General features: G+C 71.3%; 20 protein-coding genes. 6 read left to right on the forward strand and 14 right to left on the reverse strand.

Features of this window, described 5'->3' with window-relative positions; genetic code table 11:
- Window positions 1-65: 65 nt before the first annotated feature.
- The 8 genes from OG507_RS22165 to OG507_RS22200 all read right to left on the reverse strand — a co-directional run bounded on the left by OG507_RS22165 (window position 66) and on the right by OG507_RS22200 (window position 8,624).
- Window positions 66-497 (reverse strand): NUDIX hydrolase, encoded by a 432-nt coding sequence (locus OG507_RS22165; protein WP_327368928.1) that lies wholly within the window; start codon window positions 495-497, stop codon window positions 66-68.
- On the reverse strand, window positions 494-1,492 hold the full coding sequence (locus OG507_RS22170; RefSeq protein ID WP_327368929.1) for a CHAD domain-containing protein: 999 nt from the start codon (window positions 1,490-1,492) through the stop codon (window positions 494-496). Before OG507_RS22170 ends, OG507_RS22165 begins: the two co-directional genes overlap by 4 nt.
- A complete protein-coding gene (locus OG507_RS22175; RefSeq protein WP_327368930.1) occupies window positions 1,479-3,734 on the reverse strand; it encodes an RNA degradosome polyphosphate kinase in 2,256 nt (751 codons plus the stop codon). Before OG507_RS22175 ends, OG507_RS22170 begins: the two co-directional genes overlap by 14 nt.
- Window positions 3,735-4,004: 270 nt before the next feature.
- Window positions 4,005-4,979, reverse strand: coding sequence for an ABC transporter permease (locus tag OG507_RS22180; RefSeq protein WP_327368931.1), 975 nt, complete (start codon window positions 4,977-4,979; stop codon window positions 4,005-4,007).
- Window positions 4,976-5,872 (reverse strand): ABC transporter ATP-binding protein, encoded by an 897-nt coding sequence (locus OG507_RS22185; RefSeq protein WP_327368932.1) that lies wholly within the window; start codon window positions 5,870-5,872, stop codon window positions 4,976-4,978. The genes OG507_RS22180 and OG507_RS22185 overlap by 4 nt, the downstream gene beginning before the upstream one ends.
- Entirely contained in the window at window positions 5,869-6,279 is a 411-nt protein-coding gene (locus tag OG507_RS22190) for a GntR family transcriptional regulator (RefSeq protein ID WP_327368933.1), read from the reverse strand. The genes OG507_RS22185 and OG507_RS22190 overlap by 4 nt, the downstream gene beginning before the upstream one ends.
- Before the next feature lie 102 nt (window positions 6,280-6,381).
- Window positions 6,382-7,317, reverse strand: coding sequence for a mycothiol synthase (mshD, locus tag OG507_RS22195; RefSeq protein ID WP_327368934.1), 936 nt, complete (start codon window positions 7,315-7,317; stop codon window positions 6,382-6,384).
- Window positions 7,318-7,406: 89 nt separating this feature from the next.
- On the reverse strand, window positions 7,407-8,624 hold the full coding sequence (locus tag OG507_RS22200) for an IS110 family transposase (RefSeq protein WP_327367044.1): 1,218 nt from the start codon (window positions 8,622-8,624) through the stop codon (window positions 7,407-7,409).
- A gap of 486 nt (window positions 8,625-9,110) precedes the next feature.
- Between OG507_RS22200 and OG507_RS22205 the strand changes: the two genes are divergently transcribed.
- From OG507_RS22205 to OG507_RS22215, 3 genes are all read left to right on the forward strand, one after another.
- Window positions 9,111-10,958 carry a bifunctional metallophosphatase/5'-nucleotidase gene (locus tag OG507_RS22205; protein ID WP_327368935.1) on the forward strand — a complete coding sequence of 616 codons (1,848 nt, stop codon included), beginning with the start codon at window positions 9,111-9,113 and terminating at the stop codon, window positions 10,956-10,958.
- Between the two features lie 162 nt (window positions 10,959-11,120).
- Complete coding sequence (locus tag OG507_RS22210; protein ID WP_327368936.1) at window positions 11,121-11,567, forward strand: helix-turn-helix domain-containing protein; 447 nt, start codon at window positions 11,121-11,123, stop codon at window positions 11,565-11,567.
- A 40-nt stretch (window positions 11,568-11,607) separates the two neighbouring features.
- Window positions 11,608-12,141 (forward strand): PIN domain-containing protein, encoded by a 534-nt coding sequence (locus OG507_RS22215; RefSeq protein ID WP_327368937.1) that lies wholly within the window; start codon window positions 11,608-11,610, stop codon window positions 12,139-12,141.
- Window positions 12,142-12,148: 7 nt separating this feature from the next.
- On the opposite strand, the gene OG507_RS22220 is transcribed toward OG507_RS22215, so the two are convergent.
- The 6 genes from OG507_RS22220 to OG507_RS22245 form a co-directional block, all read right to left on the reverse strand.
- On the reverse strand, window positions 12,149-13,573 hold the full coding sequence (locus OG507_RS22220) for a sensor histidine kinase (RefSeq protein ID WP_327368938.1): 1,425 nt from the start codon (window positions 13,571-13,573) through the stop codon (window positions 12,149-12,151).
- The gene (locus OG507_RS22225) at window positions 13,570-14,301 is read right to left on the reverse strand and encodes a response regulator transcription factor (protein WP_327368939.1); all 732 of its coding nucleotides are present in this window, start codon (window positions 14,299-14,301) and stop codon (window positions 13,570-13,572) included. Before OG507_RS22225 ends, OG507_RS22220 begins: the two co-directional genes overlap by 4 nt.
- A gap of 58 nt (window positions 14,302-14,359) precedes the next feature.
- The gene (locus tag OG507_RS22230) at window positions 14,360-14,533 is read right to left on the reverse strand and encodes a hypothetical protein (RefSeq protein ID WP_327368940.1); all 174 of its coding nucleotides are present in this window, start codon (window positions 14,531-14,533) and stop codon (window positions 14,360-14,362) included.
- 10 nt (window positions 14,534-14,543) lie between these two features.
- Window positions 14,544-15,554: a S1C family serine protease gene (locus OG507_RS22235; protein WP_327368941.1), complete on the reverse strand. Its 1,011-nt coding sequence runs from the start codon at window positions 15,552-15,554 to the stop codon at window positions 14,544-14,546.
- 125 nt (window positions 15,555-15,679) lie between these two features.
- Window positions 15,680-16,723, reverse strand: coding sequence for a LacI family DNA-binding transcriptional regulator (locus OG507_RS22240; protein ID WP_327368942.1), 1,044 nt, complete (start codon window positions 16,721-16,723; stop codon window positions 15,680-15,682).
- A 73-nt stretch (window positions 16,724-16,796) separates the two neighbouring features.
- Window positions 16,797-17,603 carry a response regulator transcription factor gene (locus tag OG507_RS22245; RefSeq protein WP_327368943.1) on the reverse strand — a complete coding sequence of 269 codons (807 nt, stop codon included), beginning with the start codon at window positions 17,601-17,603 and terminating at the stop codon, window positions 16,797-16,799.
- Window positions 17,604-17,916: 313 nt separating this feature from the next.
- Between OG507_RS22245 and OG507_RS22250 the strand changes: the two genes are divergently transcribed.
- The 3 genes from OG507_RS22250 to OG507_RS22260 are packed head-to-tail and all read left to right on the forward strand — an operon-like array spanning window position 17,917 to window position 20,469.
- The gene (locus tag OG507_RS22250) at window positions 17,917-18,828 is read left to right on the forward strand and encodes an alpha/beta hydrolase family protein (RefSeq protein ID WP_327368944.1); all 912 of its coding nucleotides are present in this window, start codon (window positions 17,917-17,919) and stop codon (window positions 18,826-18,828) included.
- A gap of 41 nt (window positions 18,829-18,869) precedes the next feature.
- A complete protein-coding gene (locus tag OG507_RS22255) occupies window positions 18,870-19,124 on the forward strand; it encodes a MoaD/ThiS family protein (protein WP_124717298.1) in 255 nt (84 codons plus the stop codon).
- A gap of 10 nt (window positions 19,125-19,134) precedes the next feature.
- Window positions 19,135-20,469, forward strand: coding sequence for a hypothetical protein (locus tag OG507_RS22260; protein WP_327368945.1), 1,335 nt, complete (start codon window positions 19,135-19,137; stop codon window positions 20,467-20,469).
- The last annotated feature ends 17 nt before the right edge of the window (window positions 20,470-20,486 follow it).

The raw sequence follows: 20,486 nt of genomic DNA on the forward strand, positions 1-20,486 counted from the left end.
ACGGAAGGTGAACCGTGTCGGACGGTGCGGTTCTGCACCGCCGGTACGGGCTCGGGCCTGTGGCCTCAGTCGCCGGAAGGGCTGGATGTGCTGTGCGGCAGGCCGATCAGCAAGGCGTCCAGCAGGTCCCGGTCGCGCGGCTGGGTGAGGCGGGTGCGGGCCGCTGCCGGGGAGAGCCAGCTCACCCGGTCGACCTCGGCGTTCGGTACGAAGGAGCCGCCGGTCGCCTCGGCCGCCCAGTAGGCGACCTCCTTGGGGCGCCCGTTCACCACGTACCGGACGGTGGGCAGCACGGCGCCCGGTGCGCAGTGGTGGCCCGTCTCCTCCAGGACCTCGCGCCGTGCGCCGTCCAGCGTCGACTCGCCGCGCTTCAGCTTGCCCTTGGGATGCGACCAGTCGTCGTAACGAGGCCGGTGGACCAGACAGACCTCCAGCTCGCCGGAGTGCTCCGAGCGGCGCCACAGCACGCACCCCGCGGCGAGCACGGGCCCGCTCACGGCGCGGTCACCGCCGCGGTCGCGTACGGCCAGCTCTCGCGGAACACGGCGCGGGCCGCCTCCACCTCGTGCCGCTGGTCGGCGTGGAGCACCCCGAGGGCGTACGCGGTCGCGGGCGCGATCCGGGGCGTTCGGGCCGCAGACGCCGCGGCCGCGGCCGCCTCCGCCGCATCCCGGTGCAGATCGAGCGCGTGCCCCGGCGCGGCCAGGACCGGGTCGGGTGCGCCCCGTACCACCTCGTGGGCGTACCGGTGCAGGCGCAGCAGCAGCCGGGTCCGGTGCCAGGGCGCGTCCTGCGCCTCGTTGTACGGCTCGACCGCCTCGTCCGAGGGGAGCGCGGCCACCGCGCCGAGCAGCTGCTGTTCGGCCCGGTCGGCCGGCCCGTGCAGCATCTCCTCCGCCGGGGCCGTGGCCGCCGCGGCGAGCGGTACCTCGGAGGCGAGCAGCGCGACCCCGTCGGCCACCGCGTGGAAGCGGGAGGAGCCGAGCGCCTGGAGCGCCGCGGAGTGCGCGCGGGTCCGGGCGAGGGTCAGCTGCCGCTCCAGCAGCGCCCCGGCCCGGGCGGCGCCGACGCCGAGGGCGGCGCGCTCCTTGTCGTCGGCCGCATCGGCGCCGGATCCCGTACGGGCGGCGGGCAGCGAGGTGCCGGACAGGGCGTGCAGCGCTTCGAGGAGCCGGCTCAGCCGGGTCGCGTAGGCGTGCTCCCGGGCCAGGGTGCCGGACAGCCAGGCCAGTTCGGTACGGAGCTGCTCGGCCCAGGTCGCGTCCAGCGCCACCCGGAAGGTGTGCAGGGTGCCGCCGATCCGGCGGGACGAGCGGCGCAGCGCCCCGGCGGCTTCCTCGGCTGCGTGGGTCCCGGCGTCCGTGGGGGCGCTGTTCTCACGGTGCAGGCGCAGGCTGCGGAGGAACTCGGCGGCCTGTTCCTGCAGGTAGGGCGCGAGCACCGCCCCTGCCGTAAGGTCCGCCTGCGTCGTCTGGTGGTCATGGCGTCGCACGCCGGCGCCTCCGGGCGTCAATGAGCATTTCCTGTACGTGCCGTAGCGGCTGGCCGTCGGTGTCCGTGGCGTGCCGGGTCCAGTTCCCGTCGGAGCCGAGGTGCCAGGACGAGGTGGTGTCGGCCATGCCGGTCTCCAGGAGCCGGCTGAGCGCGGCGCGGTGGGCGGGGTCGGTGACCCGGACCAGTGCTTCGATCCGGCGGTCGAGGTTGCGGTGCATCATGTCGGCGCTGCCGAACCACACTTCGGGCTCGCCGCCGTTGCCGAACGAGAAGACCCGGGAGTGTTCGAGGAAGCGGCCGAGTATCGAGCGGACCCGGATGTTCTCGGAGAGTCCGGGGACGCCGGGGCGGATCGCGCAGATGCCGCGTACCCAGATGTCCACCGGCACGCCCGCCCTGGCGGCCCGGTAGCAGGCGTCGATGATCGCCTCGTCGACCATCGAGTTGACCTTGATGCGGACGTAGGCGGTCCGCCCGGCCCGCTGGTGCGTGATCTCCTTGTTTATGCGGGAGATGAGCCCGTCGCGCAGGGACCGGGGGGCGACCAGGAGCCGGCGGTAGGTCTCGCGGCGGGAGTAGCCGGAGAGCCGGTTGAAGAGGTCGGAGAGGTCCGCGCCGACCTGCGGGTCGGCGGTCAGCAGGCCGAGGTCCTCGTACAGCCGGGCGGTCTTGGGGTGGTAGTTGCCGGTGCCCACGTGGGAGTAGCGGCGCAGCGTGTCGCCCTCCTGGCGGACGACGAGCGAGAGCTTGCAGTGGGTCTTGAGGCCGACGAGCCCGTAGACCACATGGCAGCCCGACTCCTCCAGCTTGCGCGCCCACTTGATGTTGGCCTGCTCGTCGAAGCGGGCCTTGATCTCGACGAGTACGAGGACCTGCTTGCCGGATTCGGCGGCGTCGATGAGGGCGTCCACTATCGGTGAGTCGCCCGAAGTCCGGTACAGCGTCTGCTTGATGGCCAGGACGTCCGGGTCGCCCGCGGCCTGCTCCAGGAACGCCTGGACGGAGGTGGAGAACGAGTCGTACGGGTGGTGCAGGAGCACGTCCCGTTCGCGCAGGGCGGCGAAGATGTCGGGCGCAGAGGCGGATTCGACCTCGGCGAGATCGCGGTGGGTGCCCGCGATGAACTTGGGGAACTTCAGCTCGGGCCGGTCCAGGGACGCTATGCCGAAGAGCCCGGTGAGGTCGAGCGGTCCGGGCAGCGGGTAGACCTCGGCGTCGGACACCTTCAGCTCGCGCACGAGCAGGTCCAGCACGTACGGGTCGATGGACTCCTCGACCTCCAGGCGGACCGGCGGGCCGAAGCGGCGCCGCATGAGCTCCTTCTCCAGGGCCTTGAGGAGGTTCTCGGCGTCGTCCTCCTCGACCTCCAGGTCCTCGTTCCTGGTGACGCGGAACATGTGGTGGGCGAGGACCTCCATGCCCGGGAAGAGCTCTTCGAGGTGGGCGGCGATGACGTCCTCTATGGGTACGTACCGCTGCGGCGAGGCCTCCAGGAAGCGGGTCAGCAGCGGCGGCACCTTGACCCGGGCGAAGTGGCGGTGGCCGCTGACCGGGTTGCGTACGACGACGGCGAGGTTGAGCGAGAGCCCCGAGATGTACGGGAAGGGGTGCGCCGGGTCGACGGCGAGGGGGGTCAGTACGGGGAAGACGCGCTGCCGGAAGAAGGTGAACAGGCGGGCCTGTTCCTTCTCGGTCAGGTCGGGCCAGCGGATCAGCTGGATGCCCTCGTCGGACAGGGCGGGGGCGACGTCCTGCTGGTAGCAGGCGGCGTGCCGGGCCATGAGCTCGCGCGAGCGGGTCCAGATCAGGTCGAGGACGTCGCGGGGCTGCAGTCCGGAGGCGGAGCGGGTGGCGACGCCGGTGGCGATGCGGCGCTTCAGTCCGGCCACCCGGACCATGAAGAACTCGTCCAGGTTGGAGGCGAAGATGGCGAGGAAATTAGCCCGTTCGAGGAGGGGTGTCGCGGGGTCCTCGGCCATTTCGAGCACGCGTTCGTTGAACGCGAGCCAGCTGCGTTCGCGGTCCAGGAAACGGCCGTGGGGCAGCTCGTTCCCGTCGACGTCGGGTTCGTAGGCGTCGACGTCGGCGTCGATGTCCGGATCGAGGTCGGCGGCGGTCGACAGCGCGGCGCCGTTGGACGACGACGAGGCGACCGCGTGCGGCCGGTGCGCGGCGAGCGAGCCGACCGACGGCTGCTTGGTGGGCTGGACCGGGACCTCGGAGCTGGGCTGCTGGCTCATGGCCCTATTGTTCCGCGTCGTGGGCTCCGAGGGCGCGCCGGAGGGGGCGGAGATCGCGGGGAACACACGGTCCGTGTGGTTTGCACGGTCCCGGCCGGGATTTCCGCCGTTGCGGGGGGTCGGCACAGCTGGCTGCATCCTGAGAGGGTTGCAAGCCCTTCTGAATGGCCGGTAACGGCGACATGACGTGCAGGAAGCGGTGTGCGGTGGGCGGATTGGTCATATGAACCGTTTCGGGCCCCTCCGGAGGGGCCCGGCAGGCGGGCGGGCTCAGTCGTGGCGGTGGCGCAGCGCCCGGAAGGCGAGGGCGGCGGCGAGCGCGGCCAGGGCGAGCAGGATGCCGGTCTCGACGAGTTGCAGCGGCCAGAAGTGCGAGGCGGGGTGGTAGTCGAGGTAGCGCAGGGTGATGTCCTTGTCGGCCAGGCACTGTTCGAGGTCGGTGGCCCGGTCCAGGCAGGCATCGGCGGGCAGCCGTCCACCGCTGCCGGTCAGCCAGCCCTGCCCGACATCGGCGGACCCGTCGGGGAACCGGTAGCCGCTCCCCGGCTTGAACGTGTCCGTCACCGTGGGCCACAGATCGTTGCGCATGGTGTTCAGGGTCATCACCAGCACGCCGTACCCGATCACGGTCACGGCCATCGCGGCGACGGTGCGTCGCAGCACCAGCCCGATGAGCGCGCCGAGGGCCAGCATGCACAGGGCGTAGCCGACGGGGACGGTGCCGATCGAGCCGTACACCGTGCGGTCGAACCGCTCCGTCGGCAGGTGCGCGACGCTCTCCCGGGATCGGGCCCAGGCGCAGACGGCCGACAGCACGGAGACGGAGGCCAGTGTCGCGACGGCGGGCACGGCGAGCTTGGCGGCGAGCCAGCGTGTGGGTGTCACGGACTGGGACCACGCCAGCTTGTACGTGCCGCTCTCCATCTCGCGGGCGATCACCGGTCCGGCCACGAAGATCCCGACGAACGCGGGGAGGACCGTCATCAGCAGACCGGACCAGTCGAGGACCTCCTTCATCCAGTTCTGGCGGTCGAGGAAGCCGTTGACCGTGTCGACGCAGCCGGGCACGGTGTGCCGGACCGAGCAGCCCGTCGCGGCGAAGGCGTCCGCGACATGGTCGGTCCACAGCCAGGTGCCGGCCAGGACGGCGACGGCCAGGACCGGGAGTGCGGCCATGAGCTGCAGGGCCCGCCGGTGCTGGGACACGACCACGCGGGCCGGTCCGCGCAGAGCGATCGTGCTCATACGGCAGCCACCTCCTGGCCGGCCTCGGCGCTCGGCGTCAGCAGAGAGGGCGCCTGCGGCGAGCGCAGATGCGCCAGCAGCAGCTCCTCCAGCGAGGGTTCCGCGGCCTCCCAGACGGTGGCGTCCACGGTGCCCTGCCTCCGTACCAGCGTGGTCTGCAGACGTCCTGCGGTGCGGGACTCGACGACGGTGTGCGGGGCGGTGTCCCGCACCGGACCGGTGAGCAGGCTGTGCGCGGCGAGGAGGTCGTCCGTCTCGCCGCCGAGGCGGACCCGGCCGCCGTCGACGAGCAGGAGGTAGTCGCAGGCGCCCTCCAGCTCGGCGAGGATGTGCGAGGACATCACGATGGTGGTGGAGTGCTCGGCGGCCTCGGCCATCAGCGCGCCCATCAGCTGGTGGCGGGCGAGGGGGTCGAGGTCGGCCATCGGTTCGTCCAGCAGGAGCAGCTCGGGCCGCTTGCCGAGAGCGAGGGCCAGTGCGAGCCGGGTGCGCTGCCCGCCGGAGAGATTGCGGACCGCGGTGTCGCGCGGGAGCTCCCCGGCGATGCGCTCGGCGGTGTCCTGGTCCCAGGTGGCGGGGTTCAGCTCGGCGCCCGCCCAGAGTGTGCCGGCGACGGTCAACTGCGGGTACAGCGGCTTGTCCTGGGCCACGAAGGCCACCTTGGCCCGCGCCCGGCCGGGTGCCTCGCCCAGCACCCGTACCGCCCCCTCCACCGGCCGCAGAAAGCCCGCGGCGAGGGCGAGCAGGGTGGACTTGCCCGCACCGTTGGGACCGACGAGGGCGCACACGCGCCCGGCGGGCAGCCGGAACGAGCAGTCGCGCAGCGCCCAGCCCCCGCCTTTGCCCCGGTACTTCATTCCGAGGCCGACGGCCTCGATCGCAGCGCTTGTCATCCGGCCTGATCCCCCTCGAAAGTCTTGTCCAGTACGGCGGTGAAGAGCGCGCTCACGTCGTCCTTCTCCAGGCCGGCCGCGCTGGCCCGGCGGGCCCAGTCGGCGAGCTCGGCGCGCAGTGGCGCGTCGTCGGCGGCCGCGGCGCCGCCGAGGGTCCGTGTGACGAAGGTGCCGAGCCCGCGCCGGGCCTCGACGAGGCCCTCGCGCTCCAGCTCCCGGTAGGCCTTGAGCACGGTGTTCGGGTTGATGGCGGTGGCCTCGACGACCTCGCGTGCGGTGGGCAGCCGGTCGCCGGGCTCCAGCAGGCCGAGGCGGAGGGCCTGTTTGGTCTGCTGGACGATCTGGAGGTAAGTGGCGACGCCGCTGCGCCGATCGATGCGGAACTCGACCGCTGCGGACCCTGCCATGTTCACCCCTTTAACTAATTGAGTAGTGAAAGCGTGACGCAGAAAAGGGGCGGCGTCAAGAGACACCGCCCCCGGACGGCTCGCGGCCGCTGTTGTGCCTGTTCAGGACTCCGTGCGGTACATCAGATCCACCTCGTGCGTGGCGAAGCCCATCCGCTCGTAGACGGCCAGGGCCGCCTTGTTGTCCGCGTCGACGTAGAGCATCGCGGTCGGCAGCCCCTCGGCGGCCAGGTGGCGCAGCCCGATCGCGGTGAGTGCCTTGCCGAGCCCGCCGCCCTGCGCGTCGGGCCGGATGCCGACGACGTACACCTCGCCGAGGTGCTCATCGGCGTGCACCTTCGTCCAGTGGAAGCCGATCAGCTCGGCCTCGCCGTCGGTCTCGCGCTCGGCCAGGAAGAACCCCTTCGGGTCGAACCAGGGCTCCGCCTTGCGGTCGTCCAGGTCGCGCTGGGTCAGCGAACCCTGCTCGGGGTGGTGGGCGAAGGCGGCGCGGTTCACCGCGAGCCAGGCGGCGTCGTCCTCGCCGGGCACGAAGGCGCGGACGGTGACTCCGGGCGGCAGCACCGGATCCGCGATGTCCAGTGGGCTCAACGGCCGCCGCAGCTGGCGCAGTTCGCGGAAGAGGGAGAGTCCGAGGACCTGCGCGAGATGCCGGGCCGCGGACTTCCCGCCGTGCGCCCACACCCGCAGCCGCTTGCCCGTGACGGCGAGCAGGGCCGCCCCCAGCGCCCGCCCGTGCCCCTGCCCGCGGTACGCCGGATGCACGACCAGCTCGGCGGCCGGAGCCTCGACGGGGTCGGTGTCCTCCAACTGCGCGTACCCGACGAGGACCGGCCCGCTGGTGAGCAGCAGATGCCGCACCCCTTCGCGCCGCCCGCCCCGCAGCTGCAGCCGCCCCTGCTCGGACACGGCCTGCCTGCCATCGGACCGGGCCGCCTCGGCGAGCAGCCCGGACACGGCTCCGGCCTGTTCGGGGGTGAGCACGTCGAGCGTCTGGATCTCGCGTCCGGGGGCGGGGAGAGGTACGTCAGTCGTCATGTCTACGAGCGTACGGGGGCGGGGTGGTGCCTCTATGTGTTTCGTCAAGGCGCCCGTGGTGGGTTTGGGGTAGTTCGGTGTTGCTGGGGTCACGCGGCGAGCTCAACGTCTTTCGGCGCCCGAGTCTCGTAGAAGGTGCCGTCGCGGAGCATGGCGAACAGGACGCTGATGCGTTGGCGGGCGAGGCGGAGGAGGGCTTGGGTGTGGGTCTTGCCGCGGGCGCGTTGCTTGTCGTAGTAGGCGCGGGAGGCGGGGTCGGCGTTCATGCAGGCGAAGGCAGAGAGGAACATGGCGCGTTTGAGCTGCCGGTTTCCGCCTCGGGGGGCGTGTTCGCCGTGGATAGAGGTGCCCGACTGCTTTGTCGTGGGCGCGAGACCGGCGTAGGAGGCCAGGTGGGCGGCGGTGGGGAAGCTGGAGCCATCGCCGACGGTGACCAGCAGGACGGCGGCGGTCCTGACGCCGACGCCGGGCATCGAGGTCAGGACCTGGGAAAGAGGGTGGGCCTCCAGCAGGGCGTTGATCTGGGCTTCCATTGCCCGGCGTTGGGTGTGGACGGCGGCCAGGGACGCGGCGAGAGAGGGGATAACGATGTCGAGGGTGCCGGCGCCCGGGACCACAACGGTTTGCTCGTCGAGCGCGTCGAAGACCTCGTCGATCAGCCGCTGGGCCATGCGTGGGGCCTTGGGCCGGATCAGTTCGACGAGCCTGCGGCGGCCGGCTTTGCGCAGGGCGGACGGGGAGCCGTAGCGCTCCAGCAGCCAGGTCACAGCCTGGTGGTCCAGACGTGGCCCGAGGACGCGTTCCAGGGAGGGGTGGAACTGGGTGAGCAGGCCGCGTATCCGGTTGGAGGTGCGGGTGGCCTCTGCGGCGAGGTCCTGGTCGAAGCCGACGAGGACGGTGAGCTCGGCGGTGATCTCGTCGGTGAGTTCGAGCGAGCGCAGGGTGTGCGGCATGGTGCGGGCCGCGTCCGCGATCACCGCGGCGTCCTTGGCATCGGTCTTGGCCTCGCCGGGGTAGAGGTCGGCGATCCGGCGCATGGCCAGGCCGGGCAGGTAGGCGACGCGGCAGCCGGCGTCGCGGGCGACGGTCAGCGGGAGGGCACCGATGGAGGCGGGCTGGTCCACGATGACCAGGACGGTGCCGAACTTCGCGGCAAGTTTGTCGAACACGGCCCGCAGCTTCGGTTCGCTGTTGGGCAGCGGCTTGTCGAAGACCTTCTTGCCGGCCGGGGTGAGTCCGTGGCCGTGGTGAGCGGACTTGCCGACGTCCAGGCCGAGGAACACGCCCACGTCTTCGATCTCGAACATCGCACCCTTCCAGGGGTGTTGACGGTGCCGGCCTCGGCTCGGGTGTCGTGCTCGCGCATCCACGTTATGCAGACCTGCCGCCCGCGAACTGCCCGGCATTGCGCCGGACCGGACGGTGGCCGGACCTCTGATCAGCGTCTCCGACGAACACCCCCGGACCCGGCGACACCACCCCCCAGGTCATGCCTTCGACAGGGGGCAACAGTCATACCGGGCCCGGAGGCCAGCGGCCCCGTTGCAGGACCGCGAAAAAGATAACGGGGTGGGGGTGCTGCGGAGGCGCGGGATCGTCCCCCCGTACCCCATTTATGTACGCCCTACGGGCGATACGCGGGAGTTGGACCCGAAACCGACCGCATGGCAACCAGTTCGTAACCCCGGACACCTGTCGCGCTACGCGCGTTGACCCTAGGCTGCCGCACGCAGTCTCCAGACTCGCCACCACTCTCAGATCTCAGATCTCCCGCTGAACTCACAAGGGGACCGATGTCAGCGACACCGCAGAAGAACCGCGCGTCCCGGCGGATGCTCGCCGCCGCGGCCGGGCTCGCCACCGTCGGCGCGCTCGTGGCCGCGATGCCGGCAGGCGCCCAGGACCGCGGCCATGGAAACGGACACGGCCACGGCCACCACACGCCCGCGCGTACCGTCGACGTACAGCTGCTGTCCTTCAACGACCTGCACGGAAACCTGGAGCCGCCGGCCGGTTCGGCCGGCAACGTCACCGAGACGCAGGCCGACGGCACGACGAAGACGATCCCGGCCGGTGGCGTCGAGTACCTCGCCTCCTCGCTGCGTACCGCACGCCAGGGGCACCCGTACTCGATCACCGCGGCCGGCGGCGACATGGTGGGTGCGAGCCCGCTGCTGTCCGGCCTCTTCCACGACGAGCCGACCATCGAGGCGCTCAACAAGATCGACCTCGATGTGACGGCCGTCGGCAACCACGAGTTCGACGAGGGCGCCACCGAACTGGCCCGCCTCCAGAACGGCGGCTGCCACCCGGTCGAGGGCTGCTACGACAAGGACAAGAAGTTCGAGGGCGCCGACTTCCCGTACCTCGCCGCCAATGTGACGAGCGAGAAGACCGGCAAGCCGATCCTCAAGCCGTACACGGTGTGGAAGAAGAACGGCGTCAAGATCGGCTTCATCGGGGTGACCCTGGAGGGCACGCCGAACATCGTCACGGCCAACGGCGTCAAGGGCCTGAAGTTCCACGACGAGATCGAGACGGTCAACAAGTACGCCAAGGAGCTCGACCGGCAGGGCGTCAAGTCCATCGTCGCGCTGATCCACGAGGGCGGGGCGCCCGCCTCCGCCTCGTACAACTACGACTGCGACAGCTCCGGCGCCGGTGACGGCATCTCTGGGCCGATCGTCGACATAGCCAAGGGCATCTCGCCGAAGGTCGACGCGCTGGTGACGGGCCACACCCACCAGGCGTACGTGTGCACGATCCCGGACCCGTCGGGCAACCCGCGCCTGGTCACCTCGGCGGCGTCGTTCGGCAAGCTGTACACGGACACGACCCTCACCTACGACCGCCGCACCAAGGACATCGTCCGTACGTCGGTGAAGTCGGCCGGTGCCAAGAACCCGAAGTCGGCGAACCACATCGTCACCCGGGACCAGCCCAAGGCCACCGACATGACGGCCCTGATCGCCCGCTGGAACGTCCTCGCGGCGCCCATCGCGAACAGGCCGCAGGGCTTCATCTCCGCCGACATCAACGGCCGCGGCTCCACGGCCCCCGAGAAGCCGCTCGGCAACCTGATCGCGGACGCCCAGCTGGAGGGCCTGGCCCCGGCGGACAAGGGCGGGGCGGTCGTCGCGTTCATGAACCCGGGCGGCATCCGCGCGGACCTGGTGTACACGTCGACCGGCAGCGAGGGCGACGGGGTGGTGACGTACGGGGAGTCCTTCACCGTGCAGCCCTTCACCAACATGATGAACGTCGTCGACCTGACCGGTGCCCAGCTGATCACCGCGCTCCAGCAGCAGGTCAGCGGCTCCAACGAGGCCAGCCCGAAGATCCTCCAGGTTTCCAAGGGCCTCACGTACACCCTCGACATGACGAAGACGGGCGCGGCCCGCGTGGTCACCGACACCATCGAGCTGAACGGTGAGGCGATCGACCCGGCGAAGACCTACCGCGTCGCGATGAACGAGTTCCTGGCAGGCGGCGGCGACGGCTTCGCGGCGCTCGGCCAGGGCACCAACAAGCTGGTGGGCGCGTCCGACCTGGACCTGTTCAACGCCTACCTGGCGGCCCATTCCACGGCCGCCGCACCGCTGGCCCCGCCGGCGACGGACCGGATCACGGTCATCCAGTAACTCCCGTACGCGGGTGAGTGGGGCGGTGGGCCGGCGGGCCCACCGCCCCACTGCGTGTTTCCGGCCGACCGGGACGAGGCGGTGCCCCGAGCGGCTCCGCAGGGCGTTTGCGTTTCTTTCGAATTGTGCCATGCTTGGCTCATCCTCGAAGGAGACAGAGCTATGCGCAGTACCGCTGAAGACCGGACTCTGCTACCCGAACACCGAGCGGAGATCGCCGAGCTCTGCAGGTTCCTCGACCGGACTCCGCAGGCCGAGGAACCTGCTTTGCTGCGCGGGCCGGACGGCACCACCAGATCGTTGCCGCCGGAGGTCTACGAAGCACTCATGGTGGTCGTGCGGGCGTTGTCCGAGGGCAAGGCCGTCACGGTCGCCCCGGTGAACACCACACTGACCACGCAGGAAGCCGCGGACCTGCTCGGTGTCAGCCGGCCGACCTTCGTCAAGATCCTGGACGAGGGGGGCGTCCCCTTCTCCCGGCCCGGGCGTCATCGCAGAGTGCTGCTGGCCGATGTGCTCGACTACAAGGAGAAGCGCCGCACCTTGCGACGTCGGGGACTGGACGAGCTGGTCGAGCTGACCGAGGACTCCGGCCTCTACGACAGCTGAGTCCCCGCAACGCCGAAGTACCTGGAGTGATGTACAGCGCGTGGTCCTGGACACCTGCGTCCTCTTTCCGAACTACCTCAGGGACACCTTGTTGCGGCTGGCCGAGGCGGAGCTCTATGAGCCGCTCTGGTCGGCCGGGATTCTGGAGGAGCTGGAGCGGAACATCGCGGAGAAGGTGTCCCCGGTGAAGGCCAAGCAGCTTGTCGAGGCCCTGTCGGGCGCGTTCCCCGACAGCTCGGTGAGCGGATACGCGGGGCTCGTACCGGCCATGACGAACGATCCGAAGGACCGGCATGTACTGGCCGCGGCGGTCTGTGGGCAGGCACACGCCGTGGTCACCCTGAATGTGAAGGACTTCCCGGCTCGGGCGGCGGACCCCTACGAGATCGAGGTGATCCGACCGGACGACTTTCTGCTGGACCTGCTCGATCTTGCCCCCGTGGATGTGCTCTCCGTCCTGCGCAAGCAGGCGGGAGGTTACCGTCGAGAACCGCGTGACCTGCACGGACTGCTCGACCGGTTGGCGGCCGGGGGCGCACCTCAGTTCGTGGCGGAGTTCCGCCGACGACTCTGAGCCCGCCTCACCGCCCCGGCGGCGGCTGCGGTGCCCCCGGCAGCATGATCGATGCCACCGTGCCTTCGCCCTCCGCCGGGTGCAGGGTGATCTCGCCGCCGGACTGCTGGACCGTGCGGGCCACGATCGACAGGCCCAGGCCCGAGCCGGGGAGCTGGCGGGCGGACGGGGAGCGCCAGAAGCGTTCGAAGACGTGGGGGAGTTCCTCTGCGGGGATGCCGGGGCCGTGGTCCCGCACGGTCAGTACGCCGTCCCGCAGGGCCACCTCGATCGTGCCGCGGGGCGGGCTGAACTTGACCGCGTTGTCCAGGACGTTGACCACCGCCCGCTCCAGCGCGGCCGGCTCGGCCCGTACGTACCAGGGGGCCAGATCCGCCCGGATCGTCAGCTCGGGGCCGCGCAGACGGGCGCGTTCCAGGGCCGTGCCCGCGATGTCGTGCAGGGCGACGACCTGGAGCGGGCCGGGGACCGCCGCGTCGGGGCGGGCCAGTTCCTGGAGGTCGCCGATGAGCGAGGCCAGCTCCGTCATCTGTGCCTTGACCGACGTCATCAGGGCCCTGCGGTCGTCCGGCGGGATGGCACGGCCGGTGTCGTCGCTGCGGGCGAGGAGCTCGATGTTGGTACGCAGCGACGTCAGCGGAGTCCGCAGCTCGTGCCCGGCATCCGCGATCAGCTGGGCCTGACGGTCGCGGGAGCTGGCGAGGGAGGCGGTCATCGAGTTGAACGAGCGGGACAGCCGGGCGATCTCGTCCTCGCCCTCGACCGGGATGCGCACGGTGAGGTCCTCGGTACGGGCGACGTGTTCGACCGTCTCGGTGAGCTCGTCGACCGGGCGCAGCCCGGTGCGCGCCACCCAGAGTCCGGCCGCACCGGCGCCGATCACGCCGATGCCGGAGACGATCAGGAGGACCCAGGCGAGGGTCGAGAGCGGTTCGTCGACCTCGCTCATCGGGCGGGCGATGGAGACGGCGATGTTGCCCGACGTTCCACCAGGAGTGGGCGAGGTCTGCAGCAGCGGGTAGGTGTAGACGCGCATCCCCGTCCCGTCCGTGGTCTTCGCCGAGTGCAGAGCATCGGGCTTCTGTCCTTCGGCCACCGCGATGTCGGCGGAGCTCACGGAGAGTGCCGACGCGCGGGGGGCGATGCACACCGTGCCCTGGGAGTCGACGAGCTGAACGGTGTACGCGCCTGGGAACGGCCGGGGCGGCAGCGGGCTGGTGCCTCGGCAGTAGGCGTACAGGGTCGTCAGGTACTGCCCGTCGACCTTGGAACTGCGCAGCGACGCGTCCATCTGCTGGTCCAGCTGCGCCTTCGTCACGAACCAGCAGGCCGCCGCCACCGCCGCCACCGCGACCGCGACGGCCGTCGCCACCAGCAGCGCGAGCCGGGAGCGCAGCGGCAGGGAGCGGAGCCGGTGCAGGGGCCCGGTCATCCGTCACCGCCGCCGGAGCGGAGCGCGTAACCGACGCCCCGCACCGTGTGCACGAGCCGCGGCTCGCCGCCCGCCTCCGTCTTGCGGCGCAGGTACATCACGTACACGTCCAGGGAGTTGGAGCTCGGTTCGAAGTCGAAGCCCCACACCGCCTTGAGGATCTGCTCACGGGTCAGCACCTGCCGCGGGTGCGCCAGGAACATCTCCAGCAGGGTGAATTCGGTACGGGTCAGCTCGACCCGGCGTGTGCCCCGGGTGACCTCGCGGGTGGCGAGGTTCATCCGCAGGTCGGCGAAGGCCAGCACATTGTCGTCGGGGACGGCGCCGACCGCCGCGGCCGCGTACGAGCTGCGGCGCAGCAGGGCGCGGATGCGGGCGAAGAGCTCGTCCAGCTCGAAGGGCTTGACCAGGTAGTCGTCGGCGCCCGCGTCGAGGCCGGTGACCCGGTCGCCGACGGTGTCGCGGGCGGTGAGCATCAGGATGGGGGTGGTGGTGCCCGTGGAGCGGAGCCGCCGGGCCGCCGTCAGCCCGTCCATGCGCGGCATCTGGATGTCGAGGACGATGAGGTCGGGTGCGTACGACTCGGCCTTGGTGAGGGCGTCGAGACCGTCGACGGCGACCTCGGTGCCGTATCCCTCGAACGCGAGGCTGCGCTGCAGGGCCTCACGCACGGCGGGCTCGTCGTCGACGATCAGGATGCGCTGCGGATCGTCTTCGGCGGGGCTCATCGCTCGTCGTCCTCTTCTCGTTCCGTGCGTTTCTCGCTGCGTGCCGTCCGGGCTGCTCTCAGCCTCGCACGGCCGCGGCACGTCGTCGCGCGTCCCGGCGCCTGCGGGCCGCGGCGGTGCGGACCTCCGGGGTGCGGGGCGGTTCGGAGGTCCTGAGCGCGGCCAGTTCCGCGACGAGCGCGAGCGGCAGGGCCAGGTCGGCCGGGCCGGTGGGGGTGTGCGTGGGGTGCATGGCTGTCTCCTCAGGAGCCGTTGCCGGCCCGCAGGGTGTCGAGGTCGGCCTTGAGCGTGTTCACCGGGATCGCGAAGCCGAGGCCCACGCTGCCCGCGCTGCTGGAGCCGCTGGACGAACTCGCCGAGTACATCGCGGAGTTGATGCCGATGATCTCGCCGTTCATATTGATGAGCGCGCCACCGGAGTTGCCGGGGTTGAGCGAGGCGTCGGTCTGGATGGCCTTGTACGTGGTGGTGGAGTCGCCGGTGTCGCCGTTGAACTGCTGGCCGCCGAACTCGAACGGCCACTGCTGTCCGCCGCCCTGCCCGCCCTGGCTCCGGCCCTGGCCGCTGCCGTCCTCCTTGGCGACCGTGACATCGCGGTCGAGGGCGGAGACGATGCCGCTGGTGACGGTGCCGGTGAGGCCCTCGGGCGAGCCGATCGCGACGACCTGGTCGCCGACCGCCACCGCGGAGGAGTCGCCCAGTGTGGCCGTCTTCAGCCCGCTCGCGCCCTTGAGCTTGATGAGCGCGAGGTCCTTGTCGGCGTCGGTGCCCACGACCTCGGCGTCGTACGTCTTGCCCGTGCTGAGCGTCACCTTGACCGACGAGGCGCCGGAGATGACGTGGTTGTTGGTGACGACCTCGCCGTCGGACGTGATGACCACACCGGAGCCGGTGGACTCGCCCGCGGTCGAGGTCGCGTTGATCTCGACGATCATCGGCGAGACGGCCTGGGCGACACCGGCGACGGTGCCCTTGCTGCTCTGCGAGACGGTGGTGCCGGGGACGACACCGCTGCCCGTGCTGTTCGTGTCGTTGCCGGTGAGCCGGCCGATGACGGTGGCGGTGCCACCGCCGACGACCGCCGCCGCGATCGCCACGGCGGCCAGGAGGGCGACCGGCCGCCCGGCCCGGCGCCGGTGCGCGGCCGGCTCGGGTGCGGGCTGGTAGGACGGCGGCGGCGGGTAGGACGCGTCACCGTTGCCGTACGAGGGGTACATCGGGTACTCGCCGCTCGGGCGCTGGCTCTCTGTCATGACTCAGAGCGTGTCCGTCGAAGATGAGAGGGGCCTGAGCACGCGCTGAGAAGCCCGGCAGAACCTCGTATGCCCCATATAAGGGAGTACGGGGAGCACGGGCAGAGGCCGCGACCCGCCCGGGGCTATCGCACCCCGACCGTGGGCTCCCCGCAGCCGCAGGACCGCCGTACCACCAGCGCCGACGGGAACTGCTTCAGCCGCTCCCGCCGCGAGCCCGACACCCGCAACGAGTCGTCGAGCACCAGGTCCACGGCCGCCCGTGCCATCGCCGGGCGGTCCGAGAAGACCGTCGTGAGCGGCGGATCGGTCAGGCCGGCTTCCTTCACGTCGTCGAAGCCCGCCACCGCGAGCTCACCGGGCACATCGATCCGCAGCTCGCGCGCGGCCCGCAGCACACCGATGGCCTGGTCGTCCGTCGAGCAGAAGATCGCCGGAGGCCTGTCCGGCCCCGCGAGCAGCTTCAGCGCCACCTGATAGGCGTCGTAGCGGTTGAACGGGGCCTGGAAGAGCCGGCCCTCCGTCGAGCGCCCCGACTCGTGCATCGCACGGCGCCAGCCCTCCACGTGGTCGGCGACCGGGTCGCCGACCGACGGGGTCGACTCCATGCCGCCGAGGCATGCCACATACGCGTTGCCGTGCTCCAGCAGGTGCCGGGTGGCGAGCTGGGCGCCGCCGATGTCGTCCGTGACGACCGCGACGTCATCGATCGCCTCGGGCCGCTCGTGCAGGAGCACGACCCGTGCGTCCCAGGCCTCTATCTCGGCCGCCGCCCGCTCGCTGGGGCCCTGGCTGACCAGGATCAGTCCGGAGACCCGCATGCCGAGGAAGGCCCGCAGATAGTGGACCTCGCGCTCGTCGCGGTAGTCGGAGTTGCCGACCAGCACCATTTTCCCGCGCTCGGCGGCGGCCTGTTCGACCGCGTGCGCCATCTCCGCGAAGAAGGGCTGCCGGGCGTCCGGCACGATCATCCCTATGAGGTCGGTCCGCCGCGAGGCCATCGCCTGGGCAACCCGGTCGGGCCGGTAGCCCAGCTCCTTGATGGCGGCGAGTACCCGCTCACGCGTGGCCGGGGCGACCGGCCTGGGTCCGTTGTTGATGACATAGCTGACGACCGCGGTCGACGTACCCGCCAGTCTCGCCACATCGTCCCGCGTCACCTTGGCCACGCGCGGCAGTCTACGCGGATGGACCAAGCAGGTGACAGGTGGACCGGGACGGACTCGGTCCACCTGTCATTCACTACCGGCCGGCAGGCCGTACCGGGGCTTCTTCCTCGGCCTCGGCCACCGCGGGCTGCTCCGGTCGGGACACGGGTTCGGCGGTCGCCTGCACCGCGGCCTGCGCCTTGGCCTCCTCGGCGGCGGCCCGCTCCACCTTCTCCGGTGCGACGAAGCGGTAGCCGACGTTGCGGACCGTGCCGATCAGCGACTCGTGCTCGGGGCCGAGCTTGGCGCGCAGCCGCCGCACATGGACGTCGACCGTCCGCGTACCGCCGAAGTAGTCGTAGCCCCAGACCTCCTGGAGCAGTTGGGCGCGGGTGAAGACCCGGCCCGGGTGCTGGGCCAGATACTTGAGCAGTTCGAATTCCTTGAAGGTCAGGTCCAGGACCCGGCCCTTCAGCTTCGCGCTGTAGGTGGCCTCGTCGACCGACAGATCGCCGTTGCGGATCTCCATCGGGGAGTCGTCGGCGCTGATCTGCTGCCGGCCGGTGGCCAGCCGCAGCCGGGCCTCGACCTCGGCCGGTCCGGCCGTGTCCAGCAGTACGTCGTCGATGCCCCAGTCCGCGGTGACGGCCGCGAGACCGCCCTCCGTCACGACGAGGATCAGCGGGCAGCCGGGTCCGGTGGACCGCAGCAGCTGGCACAGCGACCGCACCTGCGGCAGATCGCGGCGGCCGTCGATCAGGATGACGTCGGCACCGGGGGTGTCGACGAGTGCGGGGCCTTCGGCCGGTGCCACCCGCACGCTGTGCAGCAGGAGACCGAGGGCCGGAAGCACCTCCGTCGACGGTTGAAGGGCATTCGTCAGGAGCAGCAGTGAACTCATCGCCGCCCACCTGCCTGGGTCGTCGGTCGATGATCGTGCACGGTTCGCTCGCCCATTACGTCGGTCCTCCTCGTTCCCTGCGAGAGGGGCACTCCCAGGCTTGGGCCCGGGGGAGTATGCGGCACTTCTTCGTACGTTTGTGCTGGCTTTCGCACTGCTTGCCGTACGACGTCTGTCATACGGGTTTAACGGGTGCGGTCCCGCGCCCTGGGACCGCTGAGCTTGTGGAAACGTCGCCGTAACAACGCTTGGGAAGCACAAAAGGACCCGGGGGCTGCTTTGCCCGGATCCTCTTCCCAGCAGAATAGCCCACATGAGTTCAGTGTCAGAGGGGCGATTTCGGAGTTCTTCTGTTTCCTTGATCACCCCCGGTCCGCTGCGCACCACATTGCGCACCGATGACGGAGTGCGTATCGAGGCGGTGTACGAGCCATGTACGGCAGATGCCGGAGCCGCTGCGGAAACATCCTTCGACGGTACTGCGACCGGGACTGCGATCGTGGTCGCGCACGGTTTCACCGGATCGGTGGACCGGCCCGCGGTGCGACGTGCTGCCGAGGTGTTCTCCCAGCGTGCGGCCGTGATCACGTTCTCCTTCCGGGGGCACGGCGGGTCCGGCGGACGGTCGACGGTGGGCGACCGCGAGGTGCTCGATCTGGCGGCCGCGGTGGAGTGGGCGCGGGCGCTCGGACACCGGCGGATCGTGACCGTGGGGTTTTCCATGGGCGGTTCCGTGGTGCTGCGGCACGGGGCGCTGTATACGGGACGATCAACGATCGGGGGGCGTGCGGGGCGCACGGGCGGTGAGCGCGAGGGGCGCGTTGGAGCGCGTACGGGGGCGCACGCGGATGCGGTGGTGGCCGTGAGCGCCCCCGCCCGCTGGTACTACCGGGGCACGGCTCCTATGCGCCGTCTGCACTGGCTGGTCACCCGGCCCCTCGGCCGGCTCGTCGGCCGCTACGGGTTCGGCACCCGGATCGACCGCGACGACTGGGACCCGGTGCCGCTCTCGCCGACCGGGGCGGCCGGGCTGATCGCCCCGGCCCCGCTGCTGATCGTGCACGGCGACCGGGACCCGTACTTCCCGCTGGACCACCCCCGGATGCTGGCCGACGCGGCGGGCGAGGGCGCCGAGCTGTGGCTGGAGCGCGGCATGGGCCATGCCGAGAACGCCGCGGACGAGAGCCTGCTCACCCGCATCGGCGACTGGGCGGTGGCGCGGTGATCCATGATGGACAGCTGACGCGAGACGAGAGGAACGCCGCCATGCCTGCGGGAACGATCCGCTACTGGGCCGCCGCCAAGGCCGCCGCCGGGACCGCGGAGGAGCCGTACACCGCTGCGACCCTCGCCGAGGCGCTCGACGCGGTGCGCGAGCGGCACCCCGGTGAACTCACCCGAGTGCTGCAGAGGTGCTCGTTCCTGATCGACGGTGACCCCGTGGGGACCCGCGGCCATGAGACCGTACGCCTTGCCGAGGGCGGCACGGTCGAGGTGCTCCCGCCGTTCGCAGGAGGGTGAACCGCAGAACATGAGCAGCAACGATCAGCAGTATCCGTACGGACAGGACCAGGGCTACGGGTACGGGCCCGGGCACGACCCGCTGAACGGCCAGGAGCCGCAGCCTGCGCAGCCGTACGGACAGCAGCAACAGCCCTCGCAGCCGTACGGGGAGCAGGCGTACGGCGAGCAGCCGCACGGCAGCCAGTCGTACGGCGACCAGTCCTACGGCGCCCAGGCCTACGATCAGCAGGCCCCGTACGGAGCCCCGCAGCAGTCGTACGGCCCGTACGACCCCAGCCAGGCGCCCCGGGCGAACCCCGGGCCCGCGTGGCCGACCGGGCACGCACAGGAGCCCGCCGCACCCGTGGCCGCCCACGGCCCGCACGATCCCGGTGTCACGCAGACCTGGGAGGGCCAGACCTGGGACACCCAGTACCAGCCGACCGTCCAGCCGGCTCAGCCCGTCCCCGGCGCCTCCGGCTCCTACCCCCTGCCCCCCGAGGCGCAGGCCGCACCCAGCACCCCCGCGCCCGCCGGCACACCCCCGGCCGCGTCCGCGCTCGACGCCGCCGGGTACAGCGCACCCACCACCCTGGGCAACAGCCGCGTCACCGACGCCCAGCGCGCCCGCGCCGAGGGCCGCTCGCCGATCATCGCGCCGGGCATGCAGCCGGCCGCGATCACCGCGGGTCTCGGGCTGCTGCTCGCCCTCGGTGCCGCGCTCGGGCAGTACGCCCTGTTCGTGCCGCTGGTGCTGCTCCAGGCCGTGACCGCGGCGGGCTGGTTCCGGCTGAACGGCATGTGGCCGGCCCGGCAGGGCATCGCACTCGCCTTCGCCGGTGGCTTCGTCGCCGACATCGCGTTGCTCGCCGCGGGCCGTGAGAACGGACCGGCCGCCATCCTCGGCACGCTCGGCGTCTGGGTGCTGCTCACCGTGGTCCTCCAGCTGCGCAGCCACGCGAGCGCCGACGAGCGGATGCAGGGGCTGATGGCGACCGTCGCCTCGGCCGCCCTTTCCGTCCTGGCAGCCGGACATCTCGCGGCGGTCCCGGACGCGGTGACGGTGGGCGCAGTGGCCGTCGCGGCCGCCGTGCTCGTGCGCGCACTGCCGCTGCCCGGACCGGTCTCGGTCGTGGTCGCGCTGCTGGCCGCCGCGGGCGCCGGTGCCGTGGCGGGGTCGTTCACCGACTTCGGTACGAAGGGTGCGCTGCTCGGCCTCGCGGCCGGCGGCTGCGCGCTGATCGGGCTGCGGGTGGCGAGCTACGACTACCCGTCGCGGTTCGTCCACATGACGGCCGGTGTGGCCCTGCCGCTCACCGCCGCGGCGCCCGCCGTGTATCTGATCGGCCGCGCGATCTCCTAGCGCGGGAACTGTACGGC

Origin of the sequence: Streptomyces sp. NBC_01217 (genome assembly GCF_035994185.1) — a bacterium.
In the GTDB taxonomy this organism is placed as follows: Bacteria; Actinomycetota; Actinomycetes; order Streptomycetales; family Streptomycetaceae; genus Streptomyces.

Bases quoted from the DNA above. Each gene is read 5' to 3' on its own strand.
- OG507_RS22250 (WP_327368944.1), top strand. From the start codon at position 17,917: ATGAGTTCAGTGTCAGAGGGGCGATTTCGGAGTTCTTCTGTTTCCTTG.
- OG507_RS22260 (WP_327368945.1), top strand. From the start codon at position 19,135: ATGAGCAGCAACGATCAGCAGTATCCGTACGGACAGGACCAGGGCTAC.
- OG507_RS22185 (WP_327368932.1), bottom strand. From the start codon at position 5,872: ATGACAAGCGCTGCGATCGAGGCCGTCGGCCTCGGAATGAAGTACCGG.
- OG507_RS22230 (WP_327368940.1), bottom strand. From the start codon at position 14,533: ATGCACCCCACGCACACCCCCACCGGCCCGGCCGACCTGGCCCTGCCG.
- mshD (WP_327368934.1), bottom strand. From the start codon at position 7,317: ATGACGACTGACGTACCTCTCCCCGCCCCCGGACGCGAGATCCAGACG.
- OG507_RS22245 (WP_327368943.1), bottom strand. From the start codon at position 17,603: ATGAGTTCACTGCTGCTCCTGACGAATGCCCTTCAACCGTCGACGGAG.
- OG507_RS22255 (WP_124717298.1), top strand. From the start codon at position 18,870: ATGCCTGCGGGAACGATCCGCTACTGGGCCGCCGCCAAGGCCGCCGCC.
- OG507_RS22205 (WP_327368935.1), top strand. From the start codon at position 9,111: ATGTCAGCGACACCGCAGAAGAACCGCGCGTCCCGGCGGATGCTCGCC.
- OG507_RS22220 (WP_327368938.1), bottom strand. From the start codon at position 13,573: ATGACCGGGCCCCTGCACCGGCTCCGCTCCCTGCCGCTGCGCTCCCGG.
- OG507_RS22210 (WP_327368936.1), top strand. From the start codon at position 11,121: ATGCGCAGTACCGCTGAAGACCGGACTCTGCTACCCGAACACCGAGCG.
- OG507_RS22190 (WP_327368933.1), bottom strand. From the start codon at position 6,279: ATGGCAGGGTCCGCAGCGGTCGAGTTCCGCATCGATCGGCGCAGCGGC.
- OG507_RS22235 (WP_327368941.1), bottom strand. From the start codon at position 15,554: ATGACAGAGAGCCAGCGCCCGAGCGGCGAGTACCCGATGTACCCCTCG.
- OG507_RS22175 (WP_327368930.1), bottom strand. From the start codon at position 3,734: ATGAGCCAGCAGCCCAGCTCCGAGGTCCCGGTCCAGCCCACCAAGCAG.
- OG507_RS22225 (WP_327368939.1), bottom strand. From the start codon at position 14,301: ATGAGCCCCGCCGAAGACGATCCGCAGCGCATCCTGATCGTCGACGAC.
- OG507_RS22200 (WP_327367044.1), bottom strand. From the start codon at position 8,624: ATGTTCGAGATCGAAGACGTGGGCGTGTTCCTCGGCCTGGACGTCGGC.
- OG507_RS22180 (WP_327368931.1), bottom strand. From the start codon at position 4,979: ATGAGCACGATCGCTCTGCGCGGACCGGCCCGCGTGGTCGTGTCCCAG.